The following is a 434-nucleotide window of genomic DNA, read 5'->3' on the forward strand; positions in this document are numbered from 1 at the left end:
GCGATCGGTGCGCTTGTTCACGTGGCTGCTAAGGAATTGATTGATTAAATATCCCTCTGAACCCATGATTTCAACACCGTCATACCCTGCTTTTTTAGCTAGGCTTGCACAGCGTGCATAGTCATCAATTGTAGCCAGAATTTGTGAATCTGACATTTGTCGTGGTTTAAATGGGTTAATTGGTGCTTGAATTGGCGAAGAAGAAACTGAAAATGGATGATATCCATAACGACCAGAATGCAAAATCTGCATAAGAATTTTTGAACCATGCTTATGCACAGCGTGAGTAACAAGACGGTGATGAGGAATATCCACCAAACTATTCATCGTACCACCCGCTGGCAATAACCAACCTTGACGGTTTGGAGAAATACCACCAGTGATAATAAGACCTACGCCCCCTTTTGCGCGCTCACCAAAATAAGCTGCAAGTT

General features: G+C 43.1%; 1 pseudogene. It reads right to left on the reverse strand.

The annotated features are described in order from the left end of the window. Positions 1 to 434: pseudogene (gene fadH / locus GBI16_RS18575) on the reverse strand (NADPH-dependent 2,4-dienoyl-CoA reductase); the annotation flags it as partial.

This window comes from Acinetobacter sp. TUM15064 (genome assembly GCF_008980265.1).
Lineage (GTDB): Bacteria > Pseudomonadota > Gammaproteobacteria > Pseudomonadales > Moraxellaceae > Acinetobacter.